This window comes from Streptomyces hoynatensis, assembly GCF_003626535.1.
Lineage (GTDB): Bacteria > Actinomycetota > Actinomycetes > Streptomycetales > Streptomycetaceae > Streptomyces > Streptomyces hoynatensis.
The window spans coordinates 116,433-137,866 of sequence record NZ_RBAL01000010.1; the positions used below are offsets into that span (position 1 = coordinate 116,433).

Annotated in this window: 16 protein-coding genes and 1 pseudogene; 8 read left to right on the forward strand and 9 right to left on the reverse strand. The window is 77.6% G+C overall.

Annotation, left to right across the window (positions count from 1 at the left end; translation table 11 throughout):
* The first annotated feature begins 135 nt into the window (after positions 1–135).
* Positions 136–1,581 carry an ATP-binding protein gene (locus D7294_RS18385; RefSeq protein ID WP_120681095.1) on the forward strand — a complete coding sequence of 482 codons (1,446 nt, stop codon included), beginning with the start codon at positions 136–138 and terminating at the stop codon, positions 1,579–1,581.
* Here the strand turns inward: D7294_RS18385 and D7294_RS18390 are convergent.
* Positions 1,556–3,106, reverse strand: a complete 1,551-nt coding sequence (locus tag D7294_RS18390; protein ID WP_120681097.1) for a hypothetical protein — start codon at positions 3,104–3,106, stop codon at positions 1,556–1,558. The two genes, D7294_RS18385 and D7294_RS18390, sit on opposite strands and share 26 nt — an antisense overlap.
* A gap of 113 nt (positions 3,107–3,219) precedes the next feature.
* Positions 3,220–3,582, reverse strand: a complete 363-nt coding sequence (locus D7294_RS18395; RefSeq protein ID WP_120681099.1) for an MmcQ/YjbR family DNA-binding protein — start codon at positions 3,580–3,582, stop codon at positions 3,220–3,222.
* 198 nt (positions 3,583–3,780) lie between these two features.
* Between D7294_RS18395 and D7294_RS18400 the strand changes: the two genes are divergently transcribed.
* Positions 3,781–4,653, forward strand: coding sequence for an oxidoreductase (locus D7294_RS18400; RefSeq protein WP_120681101.1), 873 nt, complete (start codon positions 3,781–3,783; stop codon positions 4,651–4,653).
* On the opposite strand, the gene D7294_RS33985 is transcribed toward D7294_RS18400, so the two are convergent.
* Positions 4,616–5,035 (reverse strand): SDR family oxidoreductase, encoded by a 420-nt coding sequence (locus tag D7294_RS33985; RefSeq protein WP_422070716.1) that lies wholly within the window; start codon positions 5,033–5,035, stop codon positions 4,616–4,618. The two genes, D7294_RS18400 and D7294_RS33985, sit on opposite strands and share 38 nt — an antisense overlap.
* Before the next feature lie 150 nt (positions 5,036–5,185).
* Here D7294_RS33985 and D7294_RS33265 point away from each other — a divergent pair.
* A pseudogene (locus tag D7294_RS33265) lies at positions 5,186–5,332 on the forward strand (AraC family transcriptional regulator); the annotation flags it as partial.
* A gap of 55 nt (positions 5,333–5,387) precedes the next feature.
* Here D7294_RS33265 and D7294_RS18415 read toward each other — a convergent pair.
* Entirely contained in the window at positions 5,388–6,860 is a 1,473-nt protein-coding gene (locus tag D7294_RS18415; protein WP_120681104.1) for a glycoside hydrolase, read from the reverse strand.
* Between the two features lie 315 nt (positions 6,861–7,175).
* On the opposite strand from D7294_RS18415, the gene D7294_RS18420 reads away from it, so the two are divergent.
* Positions 7,176–8,684 (forward strand): MFS transporter, encoded by a 1,509-nt coding sequence (locus D7294_RS18420; protein WP_120681106.1) that lies wholly within the window; start codon positions 7,176–7,178, stop codon positions 8,682–8,684.
* A gap of 143 nt (positions 8,685–8,827) precedes the next feature.
* The gene (locus D7294_RS18425; RefSeq protein ID WP_120681108.1) at positions 8,828–10,057 is read left to right on the forward strand and encodes a threonine synthase; all 1,230 of its coding nucleotides are present in this window, start codon (positions 8,828–8,830) and stop codon (positions 10,055–10,057) included.
* Positions 10,058–10,223: 166 nt separating this feature from the next.
* Here the strand turns inward: D7294_RS18425 and D7294_RS18430 are convergent, their stop codons facing one another.
* The 3 genes from D7294_RS18430 to D7294_RS18440 all read right to left on the reverse strand — a co-directional run bounded on the left by D7294_RS18430 (position 10,224) and on the right by D7294_RS18440 (position 12,500).
* Positions 10,224–11,090: a DNA-formamidopyrimidine glycosylase family protein gene (locus tag D7294_RS18430; RefSeq protein ID WP_120681110.1), complete on the reverse strand. Its 867-nt coding sequence runs from the start codon at positions 11,088–11,090 to the stop codon at positions 10,224–10,226.
* Between the two features lie 74 nt (positions 11,091–11,164).
* Positions 11,165–11,581 carry a TIGR03668 family PPOX class F420-dependent oxidoreductase gene (locus tag D7294_RS18435; protein ID WP_120681112.1) on the reverse strand — a complete coding sequence of 139 codons (417 nt, stop codon included), beginning with the start codon at positions 11,579–11,581 and terminating at the stop codon, positions 11,165–11,167.
* A 10-nt stretch (positions 11,582–11,591) separates the two neighbouring features.
* Positions 11,592–12,500, reverse strand: coding sequence for a LysR family transcriptional regulator (locus tag D7294_RS18440; protein WP_120681114.1), 909 nt, complete (start codon positions 12,498–12,500; stop codon positions 11,592–11,594).
* Between the two features lie 218 nt (positions 12,501–12,718).
* On the opposite strand from D7294_RS18440, the gene D7294_RS18445 reads away from it, so the two are divergent.
* Entirely contained in the window at positions 12,719–13,579 is an 861-nt protein-coding gene (locus D7294_RS18445; RefSeq protein ID WP_120681116.1) for an aldo/keto reductase, read from the forward strand.
* Positions 13,580–13,778: 199 nt separating this feature from the next.
* Complete coding sequence (locus D7294_RS18450) at positions 13,779–15,101, forward strand: SGNH/GDSL hydrolase family protein (protein ID WP_120681118.1); 1,323 nt, start codon at positions 13,779–13,781, stop codon at positions 15,099–15,101.
* A gap of 24 nt (positions 15,102–15,125) precedes the next feature.
* Here D7294_RS18450 and D7294_RS18455 read toward each other — a convergent pair whose 3' ends face one another.
* The gene (locus tag D7294_RS18455; RefSeq protein ID WP_120681120.1) at positions 15,126–16,772 is read right to left on the reverse strand and encodes a cytochrome P450 family protein; all 1,647 of its coding nucleotides are present in this window, start codon (positions 16,770–16,772) and stop codon (positions 15,126–15,128) included.
* 150 nt (positions 16,773–16,922) lie between these two features.
* Positions 16,923–19,898 carry an AfsR/SARP family transcriptional regulator gene (locus tag D7294_RS18460; protein WP_120681122.1) on the reverse strand — a complete coding sequence of 992 codons (2,976 nt, stop codon included), beginning with the start codon at positions 19,896–19,898 and terminating at the stop codon, positions 16,923–16,925.
* A gap of 298 nt (positions 19,899–20,196) precedes the next feature.
* On the opposite strand from D7294_RS18460, the gene D7294_RS18465 reads away from it, so the two are divergent.
* Positions 20,197–21,129: an alpha/beta hydrolase gene (locus tag D7294_RS18465; protein ID WP_120681124.1), complete on the forward strand. Its 933-nt coding sequence runs from the start codon at positions 20,197–20,199 to the stop codon at positions 21,127–21,129.
* Positions 21,130–21,434 lie beyond the last annotated feature (305 nt).

Genomic DNA, 21,434 nt, shown 5'->3' on the forward strand with positions numbered 1-21,434 from the left:
CCCGCCCCGGGCCCCGGAATCCCAGGGACCCGGGGCCCGGCGTCGCGCGAGTGGTCACCCACCGTCGGAGAACAGTTACTCTATTTCGTCTTACTATGATGAAGTTGAGTAAGACTCTCACGAGGGAGGCGGGCGATGGCGGGCTTCGTGGGACGCCGGGCCGAGCTGCGGGTGCTCAGGCGGCATCTGGACTGGGTGCGCGAGGGCAAGGGCGACCAGCGCGGCCGGGCCCTGCTGTTGCGCGGCAGGCGGCGGGTGGGCAAGTCCCGCCTCGTCGACGTCTTCTGCGCGGAGGCCGGGGTGCCCTTCGTGGTGCACCAGGCCACGCGCGGCGAGGCGCCCGACCGGGAACGCGCCCGGTTCCTCGCCGAGGTCGGGCGGCTCCCCTTCCCGGAGACGGCGCTGCTCGCCGGGGTGCGGGGCGTGGCCGACTGGGACACCGCCCTGCGCCAGCTCGCCGCGGTGCTGCCCGACGACGAGACCACCGTCGTCGTCCTGGACGAACTGCCCTGGATGCTGGAGGCCGATCCGGTCCTGGAGGGCACCTTGCAGACCGTGTGGGACCGGGTCCTCAGCCGCAAGCCCGTGCTGCTCGTCCTCATCGGCAGCGACCTGGCCATGATGGAACGCCTTTCCGACTACGGCCGTCCCTTCCACCAACGCGGCGTCGAAATGGTGCTCCCACCGCTGTCGCCGCAGGAGGTCATGACGATGACCGGGCTGCCGGCCGCCGAGGCCCTGGACGCCTGCCTGATCACCGGCGGTCTCCCGCTGATCTGCCAGGAGTGGCAGGCGGGCGAGAGCCGCACGGACTTCCTGGCGCGTGCCCTGGAGGACCCCACCTCTCCCCTGCTGGTCTCGGGCGAGCGGATGCTGGCCGCCGAGTTCCCCGCGGCGCTGCAGGCCAGGCACGTGCTCTCCGTCATCGGCACCGGCGAGCGCACCTTCGGGAACATCGCCGCCCGGGCAGGCTCGGCGGCCCAGCCGCTCGCGCCCGGCTCGCTCAACCCGGTGCTGCGGACCCTGCGGGACAAGCGCCTCGTCGCCGTCGACGTCCCGCTGTCGGCGCGCCCGGGCGAGCGCGACCGCCGCTACCGGGTGGCCGACCCCTACCTGCGCTTCTGGCTCGCCTTCCTGGAGCGGGGCATCGCCGAGGTCGAACGCGGGCGGGGCCGGCTGGTCGCCGAGGCGATCGAGCGTGGCTGGGCCTCCTGGCGCGGCCGTGCCGTGGAGCCGCTGATCAGGGAGGCGCTGGCGCGGCTGCTTCCGGACGGGCGGTGGCCGCAGGTGCGCGAGGTCGGGGGCTGGTGGCCGCGCACCAACAGGCCGGAGATCGACCTCGTCGGCGCGGACCGGGCCCCGGCCCGCGACATCGCCTTCGTCGGCTCGATCAAGTGGCACGAGCAGGAGCCGTTCGACGCACGCTCCCATGCGGCACTCGCCAGGGACGCGGCGGCGGTGCCCGGAGTCACGGAGGAGACCGCGCTGATCGCGGTCTCCCGCACCCGGTGCACGGCGCGTGACCTCGCCGCCGTCTACCGCCCCGAGGACCTGATCAGGGCGTGGCCCCCGGCGGAGTGAACTCCCCCGGCCCGTCGGCCGCTTGGGCGAGGAGGCCGGACAGCGGCAGCCAGGCCCGCTCGCCTTCCGGGGCCACCGGCGCGGCGGCGAACCGCTCCCAGGCCGCCGCGTCCTCGCCGAGCGCCTCGGCGACCACCGCCTCGACCGCCGGGTGCCCGGCGCGCAGCGCCGCCCAGGCGGGCAGCGCCCGCACGGCCTGAGGCGTGCACGGGGGCGCGTCCAGCACCAGCCGCACCCAGGCCGCGCGCTCCTCGGCGCCCCCGCCGAGGCGGACCTGGAGCTCCCGGGTCAGCCTGAGCAGCGCCTCGGCGGGCGCCGAGTGCGCCGCGAGCAGCCCGGCGAACCCGGCCGCGTCGCCGCCGCGCGCCGCGTGCGCCGTCAGCGCCCGCTCCCGCGCCTCGTCGCCCTCTGCGGTCGCTGCGGTCGCTGCATCCCCTGCGTCCGGCCCCGGGTTCGCGGCGAGGCAGGCGATGGCCGCGAGGAGTTCGGCCGCCTCGGCGTCCACGGGCGAGGCGCCGGCCAGCAGCCTGGCGACGCCCTCCCGCACCTCGGCCGTGGGGGCACCGGGCAGGTGCCGCAGCATCGCCCGGACCCAGCGCAGCTGGTCGGCGCGCCGGCGCGGCCGGGCCTCCGCCGGGTCCCACAGGCCCAGCGCCTGCCGCGCCCGCTGGGCGAACTCGGCGGCCAGGGCGGCGAGTTCGGCCGCAGGGCAGCGCCACTCCGCCGCCGCCTCGCCCGGGTGCAACAGGTGCCGCCAGCGGGTGTTCGCGGCCCTGGTGATCCAGTCGACCGCCGCGTTGTGCCCGCCGGAGGGGTGGGCGCCGCCCGGCACCAGGTAGGACTCGGGCAGCGGGCGGGCGGCCTGGGGCAGGGCCGCGAGCTCCGGCGCGACCTCGGCCCACACCTCATCCCGGGCCCGGCCGCCCTCCAGCAGGCGGCAGACGCGGGTGGCCAGGACCGCCCCGGCGAACCGCTCCAGGTCGGCGCGGGCCACCTCGGCGAGCAGCCCGGGCTCCACCGCCCAGGGCAGCGTGCCCAGCAGGTGGTCGCGGATCACGGTCTGCGCGGGCGTGCCCTCGGTCAGCGCGAGCAGCCGGGCGTGGCGGGCGGGGTGCGCGCGCAGCACGTCGCGCCACATCAGCCGCCAGGCGGTGAAGGCCGGCCGGTACGCGGCCAGCCAGGCCCTGGCGTCCTGCCCCGGCCGCAGGTCGGCGGGCGGTCCCGGCAGCAAGGCGACGGCCGCGTCGAAGAGTTCCCCCTCCGGCGGCCGGGCGGCCAGCACCGCCTGCGCGGGCGTCGGCTCCTTGAGGAGTTCGGGCGTCATGGCGGGAACGCGCGGGGTGCGGCGGCGCAACTCCCGTGCGGCGGCCGCGGGCAGCGCGGCGGCGAAGGCGGCCAGGCCGGCGTCCGTGCAGCGGGCGAGATGGGCCTCGCGGGCCCGTGGGGGGCAGCCGGGGAGGGCGAGCACGGCCCGCGCGAAACGGGGGTCGCCAGGGGCGGCGGGCGTGGCGGGGGGCTCGCTCACCGGCTCACCTTCCGTGGGGGTGCGGCGGACGGCCCGCGGCGCCTCGGGGCCGGGACCGGGCACGGAATGTATCAGGCCGCCCGGAACGCCGGTGGTTCCCCCCGCCCCGCGGCTCAGGGGCGGTCGAGCCGCAGCCGCTCCGCGCGCGGCAGCGTGGCCACGACCAGGGCGTAGGAGTCCTCGATCAGGTCGGCGACCATGGGGTCGGGCAGCGAGCCGTCCAGCGTCACGGTGTTCCAGTGCCGCTTGTTGAGGTGCCAGCCGGGGGCGATCGCCGGGTACGCGGCCCGCAGCCCGGGGGCCAGGTCCGGATCGCACTTGAGGCTCACCTTGAGCGGCGAGTCGTCCAGGGCGCTGAAGGCGAAGATCTTCCCCAGCACCTTGAAGGCCGAAAGGCCGGGGTTGCGCGGGAAGGGGAAGTCCTCCACGGCCGCGTTGTGGCCGAGGCACAACGCCCGCAGCTCGGAAGGGGTCACCCGCCCAGTATGCGCGGCGAAGGGGGGAGCACCGCACCCCCCTTCGGCCCCCCGCCCGGCCGCCCGGCCGCCTAGCCTCGATGCCGCGGCCGCCCTGGCCCCCCGGGGGCCGAAGCCGCCACCGGCGCCACCGCCGCCGGGGGCCCGGCCCGCCGAACCGGCCGGGCCGACGAGGACGACACCGAGTGAGGACACCGCATGACCGACGCCGACTCCCCCGTCTGGTTCGTCACCGGCTGCTCGACCGGCCTCGGCCGGGCGCTGGCCTCGGCCGTGCTCGCCCGCGGCTGGCGTGCCGCGGTCACCGCCCGCGATCCGGGCCGGGTCGCCGACCTGACCGGCGGCGCGGCGGGGGCCGCCGGGCACGGGGGGCGGGCCCTGGCCCTGGCCCTCGACGTGACCGACCGGCAGGCCGTCGCCGCCGCGGTGCGGCGGGCCGAGGAGGAGTTCGGCCGGGTGGACGTCCTCGTCAACAACGCCGGCTACGGCTACCTGGCGGCCGTCGAGGAGGGCGAGGACGCCGAGATCCGCGCCCTGTTCGAGGCCAACGTCTTCGGCCTCGCCGAGGTCACCAGGGCGGTGCTGCCCGGGATGCGCGCCCGCCGCTCGGGGCACATCGTGAACGTTTCCTCCCTCGGCGGCCTGGCCGCGTTCGCCGGCACCGGCTACTACCACGCGACGAAGTTCGCCGTGGAGGGCCTGTCCGAGTCGCTCGCCGCCGAGGTGGCGCCGCTGGGCATCGGGGTGACCCTCGTGGAGCCCGCCGCCTTCCGCACCAACTGGTCCGGGCCCTCGATGCGGCAGTCGGCGCTCCGCATCGGGGACTACGCGCCGACCGCGGGCGCCAGGCGCGAGAGCACCCTGGCCGGCTACGGGCGCCAGCCGGGCGACCCGCGACGCGCGGCCGAGGCGATCATCGCGGCGGTCACCGCGGAACGCCCGCCGCTGCGGCTGCTGCTCGGGCGCACCGCCTGGGAGGTGGCGCGGGCCAGGCTCGACACGCTGCGCGCCGGCTTCGAGGAGTGGCGGGAGGTCACCCTGGGCGCCGACTTCCCCGAGCCGGCCGCCTGAGCCCGCCGCCTGAGCCCGCCGCCCGGGCGGGCCCGCGCCCCCGCCACCGCCCGTGGCGCCCCCGGCCGGCCGGGGGCGTGGGCGCGCCTCGGGACCAGGCGCCCGCCGCCGCGGCCTCCCCGGTCAGGGCCGCCACGGCGACCTCGGCGATGTCCTCGGCGTCGACGAAGGGCGTGCGCCCCTCTCCGGTGGGCAGGGCCGGCGTTCCGCCGCGGACCAGGGGGAGCCAGAAGCCCTCGCCGAAGTTCTGCGCGAACCAGTCGGGCCGCAGGATGGTCCAGGCGACGCCGCTCTCCCGCACCGCCCGCTCGGCGGGCCTGAGGGGATGCCCGCCGTCCGCCTCGCCCACGCCGTGGGCCGTGAGCAGCACCAGGCGCCGCACGCCCGCGGCGACCGCGGCGGCCCCGAGGGCCGGAACCCGCCCCCGCGGGTGGGCCGCGGCGGCGGCCAGGTCGGGCTCCGCGAGGCAGGCGGCCTGCGCGCCGTCCAGCGCGGGCCCCCGACTCGCGGGCCCCGCCAGGTCGAAGGCGCGGTCGCGGCCGACCTGCTGCGCGACACCGAGGAGCCGATCGCCGCGGTGGGCCGCCGGGTGGGCTACGCGGACGCGTTCGCCTTCAGCGCCGCGTTCCGGCGCCTGCGCGGCGTCGGCCCGTCCGGCCGGCGCCGCCTCGGGCGCTGAGGCCCGCGGGCGCGGGCGGCCCGCCGCCGGAGGTGGGCCGCCCGCGCCCGGCCGCTCAGAGCGAGACGCCCTCCACCTGGAAGGTCTGGATCTCGCCGGCCGCCAGGGAGGCCGTCAGCAGGCGGCCGTTCAGCCTCAGGTCGTCGTGCCGGGCGTACCGGTCCCCGTTGCCGGAGGTCTGCGTGTTCCAGCGCGGGACCGCGCCGCCCGAGCCGCCGGTGACCTGGCCGAAGCGCGAGAGGTCGAAGGTGAAGCTCTGGGCGGTGTCCGGGCTCGCCGCGACCAGCACCAGGCGGCGCGCCGCCGCGTCGTAGGCGGCGACGGTGTTGCCCAGGTCGGTGGCGAGCAGCCGCATGCCCGGCCTGATGTGCCGGGTGAACTGGGCGAAGGCGTAGTACTTGGTCTGCACCTCGCCGGCCTGGAGCGTGCCGGGGTCGTAGTGGATCATCGCCCAGCCGGGGCTGGGGTCCATCACCTGCCAGTAGCAGTACGCGGTCGGGTGCAGCCAGCGGAAGTCCAGGATCAGGTTGGTCGCCAGGGACATGCCGGTGGCGTCGTTCTGCCCGGTCTCGGAGTTCCACAGCCCCTTCCCCGCGCCGGTGACCTCCTGGTACAGCAGGTCACGGCGCCCGCCCGCGCCCTGGTAGCCGTGGACGTTCACCCGGTCGACCAGGGCCCTGGTGCCGGCGCCGAACGAGGCCCAGGTGGTGCGGGCCAGGTCGTAACTCGTCTCGTCCGAGGCGGCGATGGGGGTGTCCGCCAGGCCGAGCCGGTCCAGCTCCGCGCGGAGGTGGCCGAGCACGGTGGCCTGCACCGAGGCGTCGACGTGGCAGCCCTCCTGCCCGCCGTCCGCGACCCACCAGGCGGAGGAGGGCTCGTTGAACGGCTCCACGGAGGCGAAGGACACCCCCCAGGAGTCGCGGGCCCGGCGGGCCACGGTCGCCAGGTAGGTGGCGAACTGGCGGTAGTTCCACGACTGGAGGTTGTTGCCGCCGTCGGCGGCGCCCGAGGGGTTGTGGTTCAGGCACATCCACCACATCGGCGAGTTGGAGAACAGCTCGGCGCGCGCCCCGCGCGCGACGGCGTTCAGCAGGGCGGCCCGCTGGGTGGCGTCGGCCTCCCAGTGCCAGGCGGCGGAGGCCGGGTCCTCGCTGGTCCAGTCCCACCAGTAGCCCTCGATCTGCTTGTAGCGGGGGATGTGGGGGGAGACGGCCATCGACTCGCCGTTCACGCTGTTCCAGCTGCATCCGCCGAGGTTGTAGCGCGCGAGGTTCAGCCCCAGCCCGGGCAGGGTGCGCCCCCCGTAGGAGACGTCCCGCAGCGTGAAGAAGGCGTCGGCGAAGTCCTGGCGGGTGCCGAAGACGTTCGCCCACCAGGCCAGGGAGGTGCCCCAGCCTTCCCACTCCCCGAAGTTCGCGCCCGGGTCGACCGTCGCGGTCGCCGCCGCGGCCGTGCGGGCCGTGCCCGCCGCGACGGCCCCGCCGAGCACCGCGCCGCCGGCGGCGGCGAGCAATGTCCTGCGTCTCATCGGCTCCTCCTGTGGTCGGCGGCCCCCGGAAGCAGGTTGGGGCCGGGGCGCCGGGCTGTCGAGGGCTGCCGCAGCGCTTTCCCGCACGCTCTTCAAACGATTCACACGCGTCGTCCCCGGGCCCGGGGACCGGGGCGCGGCACCCGGGTGAGGGCGTGTCAGTTCCGCCGCGGGCCGTCGCACGGGCCGTAACCTCAAGCCAGCGGCCCGGGCGCACCGCCGCCGCGCCGGGGCGCGCGCCGGAGCGCGGGCACCGGCCCGGGGTGCCGCCGCGCACGAACGGCCGCCTTCCCGCCCACCCTTTCGGAGGCGAAGATGCGCTCCCCTGCCCCTCGGCGCGCCTCCGGGCGTCTCGCCCGCGCCCTCGGCCCCTTCCGCGGGGTCCCCTGGGCCGGGAACTACCCGGCCGCCGCCGCCCTGGTGCTGCTGGCGCTGTGTCCCTTCCTGGTGCTGACCACGGCGACGACGCTGATGCGCCCGCTGCTGATGGAGCACCTCGGCGCCACCGCGTTCCAGCTCCAGCTGACCGCCGGGCTCGGCAACGCGGGCTACGCCTTCGGCGCGGTGCTCGCGGCCGACCTGACCCTGCGGCTGCAGCGCCGCCACGTGTACCTCATCGCCCAGGGGGGCTTCGTGCTGGCCTCGGTGCTGGCGCTGATCGCCCCGGTGATCTACGTGTTCAGCGTCGGCATGGTCCTGCAGGGCCTGTTCACCGGCATCCTCCTGGTCGTCGCGCTGCCGCCGCTGATCACCACGCACGGCGTCGAACGGCTCCCGACCACCGCCGCGATCGTCAGCCTCGGCCTGTTCGGCGTGGTGACGATCGGGCCGCTGGTCGGCGGCATCGTCGGCAGCGTCGGGGGCTGGCGGCTGCTGTTCACGATCTTCGCGATCCTGGCGGCGATCGGCCTGGGGATCGGCGTGCTGACCTTCGAGCGGAACGAGCCGCCCAATCGGAGCGCCGGCTTCGACTGGCTCGCCATCCCGCCCGCCCTGGGCGCCACCGTGCTGCCGTTCTTCGGCGTCTCCTGGCTGTCGCGCAGCTCCTTCGGGCACGCGGCCTTCCTCGCGCCCCTCGCGCTTGGCCTGCTGCTCGGCGTGCTGCTGGTGGCCTCGCAGTACCGCAAGGCGACCCCGCTGATGCCGGTGCGCCCGATCAGCAGCACCTTCCCGGTCGCCGGCACGGCCGGGGCGATGATCGTCGGCGCCTCCTTCACCGCGCTGATCGAGCTGTCCGAGGCCTACCTGCTCGAGGTGACCCGCTACGAACCGGCGCGCATCGGGGGGCTGCTGATCACGCAGCTGGCCGGGGTCCTGATCGCCGCCCTGCTGCTGCGCCAGGCGCTGCCCACCAAGTGGACGCCCTACCTGGCGCTGTCCGGACTGGTCGGCGTCGCCGCGGGCGGGGTGGTGCTGCTCTTCGTGACCTCGTCGAACGCGGGCGCCCTGATGCCGGCCGCGGCCTTCTGCCTCGGCTACGGGGCGGGCGCCGGGGTCGCGCCCGGCCTGTTCCTCGCCGGTCTGTCCACGCCCGCGGCGCGGATCGGCGCGACCTTCGCGCTGGTCGAGCTGCTGCGCTCGGAGGCGGCCTTCCTGGTCGGGCCGATCCTCCTGCACGTGGCGATGACCTCCGGCTTCCCCGGGGGCTTCCGCCTCGCCGTGGGCATCACCCTCATCGTGGTCGTCGCCGGCATGCTGCTCCTGCTCCTGGTCTTCCTGCTCGGCGGCGTCCTGCCGCACCGGCCGAGGCTGGAGGAGTGGATGCGCGGCGGGCCCACCGCCTACCGCTCCCCGCCGCTGCTCGCCAACGTCAGGAACCGCTGAGGCCCCCGCGGCTGGAGTGCGCTCCAGGGTTGACGTGGCCGGTGGGGCTGGGATCTTCTCGGTGGAAACGGGCGTCCGCGCAGGTGGGCGCCCGCGGCACCCCCGCGGGTCCCCCCACGCGGCACAGGGAGTGAAGGAGCGGCATGTCGGCTGGGTACTTTTCGGCGCTTTCCCATCTGGAGTGTTCCCGGACCGGCGAGCGGAGCGAGGCCGACGCCGTGCAGGGCACCTCGGCCGCGGGGGCCCCGCTGCTGGCCAGGTACGACCTGGAGCGGGTGCGGGCGCGGGTCACCCGCGAGGAGATCGCCGGGCGGGCGCCCGACCTGTGGCGCTACCGCGAGGTCCTCCCGGTGCGCGACCCGCGGCACATCGTCTCGCTCGGCGAGGGCATGACCCCGCTGCTGCCGCTGCCGCGCTACGGCGCGGAACTCGGCGTGCCGGGCCTGCTGATGAAGGACGAGGGGCTGATACCGACCGGCAGCTTCAAGGCGCGCGGCGCGGCCGTCGGCGTCTCCCGGGCCGCCGAACTCGGCGTGCGCGGCATCGCCATGCCCACCAACGGGAACGCGGGCGCCGCCTGGTCCGTCTACGCCGCCCGCGCCGGGCTGCGCAGCCTGATCGCGATGCCGGTGGACGCCCCGGAGATCACCCGCAGGGAGTGCGTGGTGGCGGGGGCCGAGCTGTACCTGGTCGACGGGCTGATCGGGGACGCGGGCCGGCTGGTGGCCGCCGCGGTGGCCGGGCGGGAGGGCTACCAGGAGGTCTCCACCCTGAAGGAGCCCTACCGCCTGGAGGGCAAGAAGACGATGGGCTACGAGATCGTGGAGCAGCTCGGCTGGCGGGCGCCCGACGTGATCCTGTACCCGACGGGCGGCGGCGTCGGCATCATCGGCATCCACAAGGCGCTCCGGGAGATGCGGGAGCTGGGCTGGCTGAGCGGCGAACTGCCGCGCCTGGTGGCGGTCCAGGCGGCGGGCTGCGCGCCGATCGTGGAGGCATTCGAGCGCGGGGAGCGGGAGAGCGTGCCCTTCCCCGACGCCCGCACGGTCGCCTTCGGGATCACGGTGCCGAAGGCGCTGGGCGACTTCCTGGTGCTGGACGCGGTGCGCGAGACCGGCGGCACGGCCCTGGCCGTGACGGACGAGGAGCTGCTGGCCGCGCAGCGGGCGCTGGCGCGGGCGGAGGGCGCGTTCGTCTGCCCGGAGGGCGCGGCCTGCTTCGCCGCGGTCGGCCGGCTGCGGGAGTCGGGCTGGCTGCGCGGCGGGGAGCGCGTGGTCGTGCTGAACACCGGCTCGGGCCTGAAGTACCCCGAGACCGTGGCCGTCGACGTGCCGACCCTGCCCGTGGACGGCCGCATTCCCGCACGCCCCTGACCCGGCGGTCCGTTCGGCCCGGGCGGCGCGCCCCCCACGGCGAGGGCCGGCGCGGCCCTTCCGGCGTGGGGGCGTGCAGGGCCCCGCGGGCGGCGCGGCCCTTCCGGCCGGGGGACCCGTCGGCCGGGGACCCGTCGGCCGGGGGACCCGTCGGCCGCGGGTCCGTTCAGCGGGGGCCGGGGCGGCGGGGCGGGCGGCCCGGGCGCGGGGCCGCGGGGCCGGGGGCCGGGCCGCGCTGGCAGCCGGGGCACCAGTAGGTGGGCCGTTCGCGGCCCTGGGTCTCGTGCGTCTCCCCGGCGACCCGCACCGGCGTGCCGCACACCGGGCAGGGCCGCGGCGCGCGCCCGTACACGTGCAGGCGCGGGCCGCGGGCGCGCAGCCGCGGCGGGGTGGTGGCGCGGGCCGGGCGCTCGCGGTTCTCCGCCAGGAGCCGCTCCGCCTCGGCGACCAGGCCCGCGAGGCCGCCCGCGCGGTCCAGCTCCCCCACCGTGAGCCACGGCGTGGCGCGGGCGAGGAAGCACAGCTCCGCCATGAACACGTTGCCGATCCCGGCGAGGTTGCGCTGGTCGAGCAGGGCGGTGCCGAGGGGGCGCGCCGGCTCGGCCCGCAGGCGGCGCAGCGCCTCCTCCCGGTCCCAGTCGGGGCCGAGCAGGTCCGGGCCCAGGTGCCCGACCACCCGGGCCTCCTCCGCCGTCCGCAGCAGGTCGAGGACCTGGAGGCGGTAGCCGACCGCGGTGCCCTCCGCGGTGCCGAGCACGGCCCTGATCTGGTGGCCGGGGCCGCCGTGCCAGCGCTCCCCCGCCGCGAACACCCGCCACTGGCCGTCCATGCGCAGGTGCGAGTGCAGGGTGAGGCCGCCCTCGACGCGGGCCAGCAGGTGCTTGCCGCGGGGCACGACCCCCAGCACGGCGCGGCCGGTGAGGTCGGCCGTCGCCAGCTTCGGGACGCGCAGCTCGCAGCGGACCAGTCGCCGGCCGGCCAGCGCGGCGTCCAGCCGCCTGGCGGCCTGCCACACCGTGTCTCCCTCGGGCATGCGTCCCATGATGCGCCCGCGCCCCGCCGCCGCGGCGGGCGCCCGTGGCGCTGGGGGGGCGGCCGGGGTGCGGGTCAGGAGGCCGCCCAGCCGGTCCAGCGGGTGGGGGCGACGGCGAGGACCGGGCCCGCCGGGCGGCGGGCCCGGTAGGGCGGGTACTTCCTGGCCAGGCTGTCCAGCGGCCCCTCGCGGGCGGGGCCTTCGAGGATCTCGGCGCGCCCCTCGGCCCTGACCCACCACAGCCGGGACCAGTCCTCCTCGTAGGAGTCGGCCAGCAGGCAGACCCGCGGGTCCGCGCGGACGTGGCGCAGCCGGGCCAGGCGCGGGTGGCGCTTCGGCTTGACCTCGTCGACGGCGGTCACCAGGCGCCCGTCGTGCACCGCGAAGGTGACGGGGACCAGGTGCGGGGCGCCCGCCTCGTCCACCGTGGCGAGGCGCAGGACGCGGGCCGCGGCGAGCCTGGCGCGGGCCTCGGTCTCGGAGAGCTGCATGCCCCGAGTGTCACCGCCCGGCCTGCCCGGCCCGGGCCTCCTTCGGGGCGCGCGGCGCGTCGGCGAACTCCCGCAGCAGGGCCGCCGCGCCGGGGGAGGTCGGCCGGCCGGTCACCGCGACCACCTCCCACTCGGGGACCCGGCCGGTCAGCGGCACGAAACGCGCCCGGTCGGTCTTGCGCGAGAAGTGGCGCGGCACCAGGGCCACGCCGAGGCCGAGGCCCACCAGGTCGAGCAGCGCGTGGACGTCCGTCACCTCGAGCGGGACGCGCCGCACCACCCCGGCCGCGGTCAGCACCCGGTCGGCGAGGTCGCGCGTCACCCAGCCCGCGGGAAAGTCCACGAAACGCTCGGCCCCCAGCTCGTGCGGGGCCACCCCCTCGCGCCCGGCCAGCGGGTGCCCCGGCGCGCAGGCGAGCACCAGCGGCTCGGCGGCCAGCGGGCGCACCGCGAGACCCTCCCCCGGGCCTGCGGGGCGCTGCACCACGGCGAGGTCGAGCCCTCCGGCGCGCACCTGCTCGGTCAGCTCGTCCGAGCCGCCCTGCCTGAGGTGGATCTCCATCCCGGGGTGGCGTTCGACGAAGCGGGCGAGCGCGGCGGGGAGGTCGACGGCGGGCTGGCACTGGAGGGCGCCCACGGAGAGGCTGCCGCGCAGCAGCCCCTGCGCGGCGGCCACCGCGTCCCTGGCCGCGCCGGTGGCGGCGAGCGCCCGCCTGGCCTCGGTCAGCAGCGCCCGGCCCGCCGGGGTCAGCCGCACCTGCCGGGTGCTGCGGACGAACAGCGGGGCGCCCAGCTCCCGTTCGAGGGCCCGGATGGAGGCGGAGAGGCCGGACTGGGCGACGTGCAGCCGCCCGGCGGCCCGGGTGAAGTGGCACTCCTCGGCCACCGCGACGAAGTACTCCAGCTGCCGCAGTTCCATCGCCCGCTCCCCGGCCCCGTGCGGCGCCGGGGCATTCAGCACCGGGGCCGATCAATTTCATCAGTTGCTTCTGTTGGACAGATTAATCCCCGCCGCGAAGACTGGGGGAGGCGGTGGCGCCCCCGGCCGCGCCGTCCGCGCGGGCGCGCGGCGGCACCGCGGGTCAGGACCGCATTCCACGGCCGCACCCAGGCGGCATCCCCGAGGAGGAAACCCGCATGCAGACGCGCCGCATCGGCGAGGTCCAGGTCAGCGCCATCGGGCTTGGCGGCATGCCGATGTCCATCGAGGGCAGGCCGGACGCCGCGCGTTCGGTCGCGACCCTCCACGCCGCGCTCGACGCCGGCGTCACCCTGATCGACACCGCCGACGCCTACCACCGGGACGCGGACGAGGTCGGCCACAACGAGTCGCTGATCGCCGGGGCCCTGGCGAGCTGGGGCGGGGACGCCTCCTCGGTGCTGGTGGCCACCAAGGGCGGCCACCTGCGCCCAGGCGACGGCAGCTGGACCCTCGACGGCTCGCCCGAGCACCTCAGGCGCGCCTGCGAGGACTCGCTGAAGCGGCTGGGCGTGGAGGCCATCGGGCTCTACCAGTTCCACCGGCCCGACCCACGGGTGCCCTACGCGGAGTCGATCGGTGCCCTGAAGGAGCTGCTCGACGCCGGGAAGATCAGGTACGCGGGCATCTCCAACGCCGACCCGGCCCGCATCAGGGAGGCCGACGAGATCCTCGGCGGGCGCCTGGTCAGCGTCCAGAACCAGTTCTCGCCCGCCTTCCGCTCCAGCGAGCCCGAGCTGGAGCTGTGCGCCGAACTCGGCATCGCCTTCCTGCCCTGGAGCCCGCTCGGCGGCATCAGCCAGGCCGGCGAACTCGGCTCCCGCTTCGGGGTGTTCGGCCGGATCGCCGAGGAGCACGGGGTGAGCCCGCAGCAGGTGTGCCTGGCCTGGATGCTGGCCAAGGCCCCCGTGGTCATCCCCATCCCCGGCGCCTCCCGGCCGGAGACCATCCGCGACTCGGTGCGGGCCGCGGACCTCGTCCTGTCCCCGCAGGAGCTGGCCGAACTCGACGCCGCCTGAGCCGGGGCGGCGGGCCGTCAGGCCGGCCGGGACAGGCCGCGAGGCCGGCCCCCCGGGCGGGCCGCGAGGCCGGTCGCGGGCCGGGACGACGCGGCTGTCGGGCCGTGGCGGGCGCCTACCCGACGCGCGTCGGATGACCCGCGCGGAAGGGGCGTGACAGCGTGCTGTCACTTCCCTCACCCCAGACCCGGGAGCCGCGTTGACGAAGACCGCCCCCTCCCCCACCCGCATCGGCTCGGCCGCCAGGGCCCTGCTCGCGCTGCTCGCCGGCGCGCTGCTGCTCGCCCTGGCGGCCCCCTCCGCCTCGGCCACCCCCGCCCGCGGCCACGGCCGAGACGGCTGGGTGGGCACCTGGTCGACGACCGTGACCACCGTCCCCGCCTCGGAGCACAACGCCTTCGAGGACCAGACGATCCGCCAGGTCGTGCACACCAGCATCGCCGGCGAGTCGCTCACCCTGCGCCTGTCCAACGAGTTCGGCACCACGCCGCTGGTCCTCGGCGAGGTGCACGTCGCCCGCCGGGCCGAGGGCGGCTCCGGGTCGGCGATCCTCCCGGGCACCGACCGGACCGTCACCTTCGGCGGCGCGCGCGGGATCACCATCCCCGCCGGCGCGCCCGCGCTCAGCGACCCGGTGGCGCTGCGGCTGCCCGCCGCGGCCGACCTGGTGATCAGCCTCTACCTGCCGGAGTACACCCCGGCCACCACCGTGCAGGCCTTCTCCATGTCGCAGACCTACCTCGCCGAGGGCGACGTGACGGGCGCGCGGGACATCGAGGCGACGGGCACCAGCGACCGCTGGTACTTCCTGCGCGGGGTCGCCGTCAGGCCCGAGCACGGGGCGCGGGCCAGGGCCGTGGTCGCGTTCGGGGACTCCATCACCGCCGGCTCCTCCGTGGGCACCGACCACAGGTGGTCCGACTACCTGGCCGCGCGGCTGCGCGCCGCCCACGGGCTGCCCGACACCGGGGTGCTGAACCAGGGCGTCAGCGGCAACCGCCTGCTGCACGACCCGAACCCGCCCGCCGGCTCGCCCGCCGAGGCGTACGCCGCGCTGTTCGGCGAGAACGCGCTGGCCCGCTTCGACCGGGACGTCCTGGCCCAGCCGGGCGTCGAGTCGGTCATCGTGCTGCTCGGCATCAACGACATCGGCCAGCCGGGCACGGACGTGGCCCCGGCCTCCGAGCGGGTCGACGCCGGGCAGATCATCCAGGGCTACCGGCAGCTCATCGCCCGCGCGCACGCCCGCGGGGTGCGGGTCATCGGCGGGACGCTCGGGCCGTTCGAGGACAACACCCTCGGCTTCTACAGCCGGGAGAACGAGGCCGAGCGGCAGGCCGTGAACGCGTGGGTGCGCACCGGCGGCGCCTTCGACGGCGTGGCCGACTTCGACGCGGCGCTGCGCGACCCGGACCGGCCCGGCCGGCTGCGGGCCGCCTACGACAGCGGCGACCACCTGCACCCGAACGACGCGGGCAACGAGGCGATGGCCGCGGCCGTACCGCTGCGGCTCTTCCGCTGAGCCGGCCGGTCGGGGTCGCCCGGCTCAGCCGCCGCGCCGGAAGAAGAACCAGGTGGGCAGCGCACGCCAGCCGCGGCGCTGGCCGTTGTCCTGGGCCTCGCCCTCGGCGCCCGGCTCCCCCTGGGGTCCCGGCGCCGCGAACTCCCCGGCGCCGGGCCCGAACTCGCCGACGGGCGCGGGCGCGTGGGCCTCCGCGGGGCCGACGGGCGCGGCGCCCGGGGCGAAGGGCGCCACCGCCGGGGCGGGCGGGTGGTCCGAGGGCGGCAGGTCCACGAAGGGGGCCGGCTCCCCCGGGTCCGCGGCCGGCCGGCGGCTCCTGGCCAGGACGGGCAGCTCCGCCGGGACGCGCACCACGTGCGGCGGCAGCCAGGCCAGCTCGTTCTCCTCGACCGCCAGGTGCATGCCGGGCAGCCGGTGCAGCAGCCTGCTCACCGCGGAGTCCACGATCGCCAGGCCGAGTCCCCTGGCGGGGCAGGCGTGCGGCCCCGCGCCCCAGGCCATGCGGGCGCGCTGGACGCGCAGCTCGCCCGCGGCGCCGGGCGCCGCCGGGGCCTCCGGGCCCGCCCCCTCCCGCGGCGGGGCGGCCTCGAAGGGGCCGCCGGGCGCGGGCGGCCGGTCGGCCCCCGGGCCGGCGAACGGCCCGCCGAACCCCTCGCCCGAGGGGTCGACGGCGGCCAGGCTGACGATGGCCATGTCCCCGGTGCCGATCTCCCGGCCGCCGAGCTGCATCGGGCCCTGCGCCCAGTGGTAGAAGGTGTTCTGCACCGGCGGCTGCTCGCCCAGGGCCTGGCTGGCGACCTCGGCCACCGAACGCCGGCCGGCCGCGGTCTCCCGCATCGCCTCCTCGTCGGTGAGCAGCTTCAGCACGGTGCTGACGATCCACGCCGAACTCGCGCCCAGGCCGCTGAAAAGCAACAGCCGTGTCTGGTCGGCGAGTTCGTCCTCATCCGGGTGGGCCATGCGGGTGCAGGCGATCAGCCAGGAGGTCAGGTCGGCGGCCGGGGCGCGCCGCTTCTCGGCGATCATCTCCCGCATCACCTTGTCGACCTGACGGCTCGCCGCCTCCGACTCGGGCCCCGCCTGGTTGATCTGGTGGATGGCGTGGGAGACGAGCGCCGCATGCGGCTCGGACATGCCGAGCAGGCCCATCATCACCAGCAGCGGCAGCGGCGCGGCGTAGCCGGAGAAGATGTCCACGGGACCGAACGAGGGCAGCGCGTCGATCAGCTGGTCGGCCAGGTGGTCGATGTAGGCGCGGGTGGCGGGCGGTCGCAGCTGGGCCAGGGTCTGGCTGACGGCCCCGCGCAGCCTGGCGTGCTCGGCGCCGTCCGAGGTCAGGGCGTGTCTGCCCGGCTCCAGCTGCGGAAGTATCGGGTGGCTCGGCACCCGGCGCTCGGCGAGGTCGCGCCACCAGCGTGAGTCGTGGGTCCACAGCCCGGACTCGTTGTGCAGCACGCTGAGCTGCTCCCGGTGGCCCAGCACGAGCCAGCCGCGGAAGCCACCGCGTTCGTCCACCTCGACGGGCACCACCGGGCCGTACTTCTCCCGAAGGCCCTGGTAGTACCGGAGGGGATCTCTCTCGAAGTCGGGGCCGTACAACGGAACGTAGGAGGCCGGACCGGCGGCGCGGGGCGGCCAGGGGGTGCCGTTTGGTGCCAGGGGCGAGGTCATGGAACTCCGATGGGGGGAACAACGCTAGACAGAGGGTGATCGTATTACCCCAACTCCGGTCGCGGGGAGGGCAGTAGGGGCCTTGGGCGCGGGCCCGCGGCGGCGCCGCGCCCGGCCCGGCGCCGTGCTGGGCCCGGCGGCGGCGCGCGCTCAGAGCGGCGCGGCCAGAACCCGTTCGAGCACCGGGTCGCGGCGCAGGGCGGGGGCCGCGAAGAGCTGGGCGGCGCGCTCCGCGCAGGAGCTGGCCGCCGCGTGGTTGCCGGCGGCGCTCAGGGCGCGGGCCAGCTGGCGGGCGGCGGCGGCCTGGCCGTAGGGCTGGCCGGTGCGCCCGGCCAGCTCGCGGGCCCGGGTGAGGTCGGCGATCGCCGCGGCCGGGTCGCCGCGGCGCAGGCTGATCACCGAACGGCACAGCAGCACGCCCCACTCGGCCTCCCCGTCGCCGGCGGCCCGGCACCGTTCGAGCGCGGTGCGGAAGGTGGCGAGCGCCAGGTCCTCCTGGCCGAGCAGGTGGTAGGCGCGGCCGAGGGCGGCGAGCGTGGCCCCCTCGCCGCGCCCGGCCGGGCCGCGGTCGGGCCCGAGGGCGCGCCGGAAGCAGTGCACCGCCTCGGCGTACCTGCCGAGTTGGAGCAGCGCCTCGCCCTGGTGGCGGCGGCAGCGGCGCACGGTCGCCAGGTGTGTGCGCTCGTCGAGCAGGGCGAGCGCCGCGGTGAGGTGGTCCAGGGCCCGGGCGGGCTCGGCGAGCCGCAGGCAGAGCCGGCCGAGCGCGTGCAGGGCCCGCGCCTCCCCCTCGCCGTCCCCGCGTTCGCGGCTGAGCGCGAGGGCGCGCCGCAGCGCGGCCCTGGCCGCCTCGTGCCGTCCCGCCCTGGCGTCCAGGTCGGCGGCCACCAGCAGCGTGAGGGCCTCGCCCGCCGCGTCACCGTGCCCGGCCGCGGCGCGCAGCGCCAGGGCGGTCAGCGCCTCCAGCTCGGCCCACCTGCCCTCGCGCATGGCGGGCGCCCGCACCAGCGCGAGCAGGCCCGGCAGGCAACGCGCCTGCTCGGCGGGCCCCTCGGCGGCGAGCCCCGCGGCGGCCAGCAGGCAGGGCAGTTCCGCGTCAAGCCAGCGGGCGCCGCCCGCCTGGGCCGCCCGGAACTCCTCCTGCCCCTGGCCGCCCGCCTCCTGCCCGGGCCCCCGCCCGGCGCGCCCCGGGGCGCCGACCACGGCCCGGCCGCTGTCCAGGTACCAGTCCAGGGCCCTGATCAGGGTCTTCTCCCGCTCGGCTGCGGGGAGTTCGGCGGCGAGGCGGGCGAGGGCCCCGCGCAGCGGGCCCGGCGGGCGGTAGCGGGCGTCTCCCACCGGCTCGATCAGCCGCGCCGCGGCCAGCGCGCGCAGGGCGGCCGCGGCGGCCCCGGCGTCCGCGCCGAGCAGGGCGGCGGCGAGCCCGGTGGTGCACTCGGGCACCGGCAACGCCCCCAGCAGCCGCAGCAGGCGGGCCGCCGCCCGGTCCTCCGGCAGGCCGGCGCGCAGGAGCGCCAGGCAGGCGGACGCCGCCTCCGCGGGCGCCCGCCCCGGCTCGGCGGGCGCGGGGGCGTCCAGCCGCCGGTGCAGGCTCTCGGGCGTGCGCCCCGGCGCGGCCGCCAGCCAGGCGCCGGCCAGGCGCAGGGCCGCCGGGTCGTGGCCGTACCGGCGGGCGAGGTTCTGGGCGGCGGCACGTTCCGCCTCGGCGAAGCGGCGGCCCGCGGCGAGTTCCAGCAGGCCGAGGGACTCGCCCGGCCGCAGCGCGGGCAGGGCGAGGCGGGCCGCGTCCAGGCCGGTCAGCGGCTCGCGGCTGGTGACCAGGACGGCGCACTCGCCGCGGGCCGGAAGCAGCGGCAGCACCTGGGCGGGGCAGGCCGCATTGTCCAGCAGGAGCAGCACGCGCCGTTCCGCGAGCAGCGACTGGTAGCGCGCCGCGGCCTCGGCCGGGGCGGCCGGGACCCGCTCTCCCGGCACCCCGAGGGCGCGCAGCAGGCGGCCGAGCGCCTCGGCGGCCGGCAGCGGGCGCGCCCCGTCCCCGGCGCCCTGGAGGTCGACGTGGCAGGCCGCCTCGGCCCGGTACTCGTCCGCGGCGGCGTGCGCGGCCCGCAGCGCGAGCGCGGACTTCCCGACGCCGGCCGGCCCGTGCAGCACCGTCAGCCGGGGCCCGCCCGCCGGGCGCAGGGCGGCCCGCAGCCAGGCCAGCTCCGCGGACCGGCCCACGAAGTGCACCGGGAGCCGCGGCAGTTCGCGGCGCGGCGGGGCCTGGGGCGCCCGGGGGGCGGGCTCCCGCGGCGCCCGGGCGTCCTGCCGTCCGGCCGGCCGGACGGCGCGGCCCCGCGGGCGTCCCGGCGGCGGGCCGGTCAGGGCCGCGTCCCGGCGCAGCACGGCCTGGCGCAGGCGGGCGAGCCCCGGGCCCGGGGTGAGCCCGGGCCCCTCGGCGAGCGCCCGGTGCGCGCGGCCGAAGACGGCGAGCGCCCCAGGCGCGTCCCCGCAGCGGTAGAGCGCCAGCATGAGCTGCTCGTAGGGCCGCTCGCGCAGGGGGAAGCGGTCGAGCAGCGGACGCAGCCGCGGCACGGCGGCGGCGTGCGCGCCGCGGGCGAGTTGCACGTCGGCGAGGTTTTCGACGGCGCTCGCGTACTGCTCGGCCAGGTCGGCGGCCCAGGCGGCGAGCGTCGGGCCGTGCCTGACGTCCGCGGCCGGCTCCCCGCGCCACAGCGCGAGCGCGGCGGACAGGGCGGCCTCCGCGGCGGCGAGGTCCCCCTCGGCGCGGGCCGCCAGGCCCTCCCGGTGGGCCTGCCGGAAGGCGTGCAGGTCGAACTCGCCCTGGCCCGGGCACAGCAGGTAGCCGCTCGGCGAGGTGGTGATCCGGCCCGCGGAGCGCCGGGCGTCGGGCGCCTGCGCGCCGGGGGGCAGCAGCCGCCGGAGCCGCATCACGTAGGTGCGCAGGTTGGAGACGGCGGAGGGCGGCGCCGCCTCGCCCCAGACCTCGGCGACGAGCGAGCGGACCGGCACCACCTGACCGGCGTTCGCCAGCAGCATCGCCAGCACCGTGCGCTGCCGGTCCGCGGCGATCCGGACCGGTATGTCGCCGGCTGCGACCTCAAGCGGTCCCAGGAGCCGAAACCTCACAGCCTGCCGTCCCCGTGCAGCACGTCCCCGAACGCGGCCCGCACCCTGCGGTGGCCGGTCGCGCTGTCATCCTGTTTCAGCCTAGCCTCACCGGGCACGCCCGGGTTTCCGGGTGACGGGGCGCGACGCCCGGGCGGCGTTCGGCGCGCCCGCGCGGCGCGCCGCGGCGGCCAGGCGCCGGAGCGCGCCCCGGCGCCTGAACCCGGCGCACGCGCGGGCGGGACCGTCGGACACGCGCCGGGTTTGTCCCGACGGCCGTCTGATGACCCGGCGTGACGCGGCGTGCCACGGTGAGCGCATGAGTTACTCGTTCGATCCGGAGCTGGCCGCGGCGCTGGCGATGGTGCCCGAGGTGGACGTGTCGGACCTGGCCGCGGCGCGGGCCGCGCAGGCGCGCGAGCTGGCCGAGCAGGTGGCCGAGGCCGACGAGGAGGGCGTGGACGTCGGTGAGTTGTGGTCGCCCGAGGTGACGATGCGGACCTACCGGCCCACGGGCGCCGCCGGGCCGCTTCCGGTCGTCTACCGCATCCACGGCGGCGGCTTCATGCTCGGCTCCCCCGACGTGGACCACGAGGAGAACCTGCGCCTGTGCCGGGAGCTGGGCGCCCTCGTGGTCTCCCCCGACTACCGGCTGGCGCCGGAGCACCGCTTCCCCGCGGGGCTCGAAGACTGCTACGCCGGGCTGTGTCATCTGGTGAAGAACGCCACCGAGTTGGGCCTGCGCCCCGAGCGGGTCGCGGTCGCCGGGGACAGCGCGGGGGCGTGCCTGGCGACCGCGGTGGCCCTGCTCGCGCGGGACCGCGGCGGCCCGGTGATCCGTTTCCAGCTGCTGGAGAGCCCCGCGGTCGACGACCGCCTGGAGACGCCGAGCGCCCGCCGCTTCGTGGACACGCCGATCTGGAACCGCCGCAACGCCCGGCTGAGCTGGGAGGCGTACCTGGGCCCGGGGGTGCCGGGCACCCGGGGGGTGCCGGTGCTCGCCGCGCCCGCCAGGGCCGCCGCGGGCGGGCTCGCCGGGCTGCCGCCCGCCTACGTCTCGGTGATGGAGTTCGACCCGCTGCGGGACGAGGGCATCGACTACGCCAGGACGCTGCTCGCGGCCGGGGTGCCCACCGAACTCCACCTCTTCCCCGGCACCTTCCACGGCGCGTCCATGGTGCGGCACGCCGGGGTGGTGCGCCGGGCCTCCGCGGAGGCCGTCGACGCCCTGCGGCGCAGGCTGAGCCGATGAGCCCGGGATGTCAGGGACGTTCTGGATATCCGGGATGTTCCGACCATATCCGCCCGGCGGGGTGCGGGGCGCCCCCGCCGGGGGGGCCGGCGCCCGGGGAGTGCCTCGCCCCGCGGGCCGCGGCGCAGGGTCCCGCCGCCGGCGAGCCCGGCCGGGCGCTCCGCGGGGCCGGCGGTGAAGCGCACCGGAGCCGCGGGATCGAGCGCCCCGCCGGGCGGCGCCCGGAGCCGGGCGGGCGCCCGCACGGCCGCGGCCTGCGCCCCCGGCGCGGACGGGCACGGCAACAGCCCCCAACCCCATCCGAG